1 protein-coding gene and 1 pseudogene are annotated in these 1,901 nt (G+C 77.8%); one reads left to right on the top strand and one right to left on the bottom strand.

The window, feature by feature from the left end; all coding sequences use genetic code 11:
- Window positions 1–1,533 (top strand): annotated as a pseudogene (locus PYV61_RS24850) (hypothetical protein); the annotation flags it as partial.
- Window positions 1,534–1,591: 58 nt separating this feature from the next.
- On the opposite strand, the gene PYV61_RS24855 reads toward PYV61_RS24850, so the two are convergent.
- Window positions 1,592–1,901 (bottom strand): hypothetical protein (locus PYV61_RS24855; RefSeq protein WP_275836570.1); only part of this gene is annotated, 310 nt, incomplete at its 5' end.

Genomic DNA, 1,901 nt, shown 5'->3' on the forward strand with positions numbered 1-1,901 from the left:
GTCGCCGTCGCGCCGGGGACCGCGGTGACGCTCGTCGCCTCGCCGGCCGGCGGGAGCACGTTCGCCGGGTGGACCGGCGGCGGGTGCGCGGGCACCGGCCCGTGCACGACGACCGCGCGCGGGGCGACGACCGTCACCGCGACGTTCGCGCCGGCGCGGCACGCGCTGCGCGTGGCGGTCGTCGGCTCCGGCGCCGTGACGGCGACGCCGGGCGAGCTCGCGTGCGCCGACGGCGTGTGCACCGCGAGCTACGGCACGGGCGCGTCGGTCACGCTCGCCGCGACGCCCGCCGCGGGGCACGTCTTCGCCGGGTGGTCGGGCGCCGACTGCGCGGGGAGCGCGCCGTGCGTCGTCACGATGGACGGCGCGCGCGCGGCGACGGCCACCTTCGTCCCGTCGTTCGCGCTGACGGTCGGGTCGGTCGGCAACGGGAGCGGCCGCGTCACCTCGACGCCGGCGGGGATCGACTGCGCGCGCGCGTCGGGGGCGCAGCGTGGCGCGTGCGGCGGCGCCTACGCGGCCGGCACGACGGTCACGCTGACGGCGGCGCCGGGCGACGGCACGAACTTCACCGGCTGGAGCGGCGCCGGGTGCGGCGGCGCCGGCCCGTGCGTGGTGACGATGTCGGAGGCGCGCGCGGTGACGGCGAACTTCTGGCGCGCGACGGCGTCGCTCGCGGTGACGACGGCCGGCCCGGGGAGCGGCACGGTGTCGTCGTCGCCGGCCGGGATCGCGTGCGCGCGCTCGGCGGGCGCGCAGAGCGGCGCGTGCGGCGCCGAGTTCGCGGGCGGGAGCGCGGTCACGCTGACGGCGGCGCCGGCGGCGGGGAGCACGTTCACCGGCTGGACGGGGGCGTGCAGCGGGACCGGCGCGTGCGTGGTGCCGCTCGACGGCGCGGCGACGATCGGGGCGACGTTCGGCGTCGCGCAGGAGCCGCTGACGGTCACGTTCGCCGGCACCGGCCCGGGAACGATCACGTCGAGCCCGGCGGGCATCGCGTGCACGCGCGCGGTCAACGGCACGGTGTCGGGCACCTGCACCGCGTCCTTCGATCGCGGCACTCCGGTGACGCTCAGCGCCGTCCGGCCGGTCGGGTCGTGGTTCCTCGGCTGGTCGGGCGCGTGCAGCGGGATCTCCGTCTGCGTCGTCTCGATGAGCGGGGCGCAGAGCACGTCGGCGTTCTTCCTCGCCGACCCCAACCCGCCGACGGTGGGCGTGAGCGGCGTCGTCAACGGCGGCGTCTACGCGGTCTTCCCGACGATCATGCTCTCGGCGACGGACGACTTCGGGCTCGCCACGCCGTTCATCTGGCGCGTATCCTGGCACGTGCAGCGGCCGGACGGCACCCAGCTGTGCCACCAGGGGAGCGGATTCTTCTCCGCGAGCACCGGTACCTGCCCGGCGGTGGGCGTGGGCACGCCGCAACTGGCGTCGGGCGGACCGGCCGGCGTGCACACCCTGACCGTGTGGTCGACGGACATGGTGGGCAACGTCAGCACGCCGATCACGCTGAGTTTCACCACGACGAACTGACGCGCGGCGACGCGCGCTCGAACGAAGGGCCGGGCGACGTCGCCCGGCCCTTCGCCGTTCAGCAGCCCAGCGTCCCCTCGTACTTCCGCACCGCCTCGCGCTGCGGCCCCGTGCGCGCGCTCCCCTTCGCCGCGCGCAGCGCGCGGCACGCGCCCGCCTGGTCGTCGCTCAGCGCGTGCGCCTCGGTGAGGCGGATCTGCGCCCACGTGCTGTCGTCGGGGGTGCGCACGTGCGGCAGCAGCGCCCGCAGCGCGCGCGCCGCCGCGCGCGCCGCCGACTCGTCCGCGCGCTCGGGGTCGAGCGCGGTGGTGATGCTGTCGAGCGCGGGGCGCGCGGCCGGGTCGGTCGCGCGCTCGGCGACCGCGGCG

The organism is Roseisolibacter sp. H3M3-2 (genome assembly GCF_029211165.1).
Taxonomy (GTDB): domain Bacteria; phylum Gemmatimonadota; class Gemmatimonadetes; order Gemmatimonadales; family Gemmatimonadaceae; genus Roseisolibacter.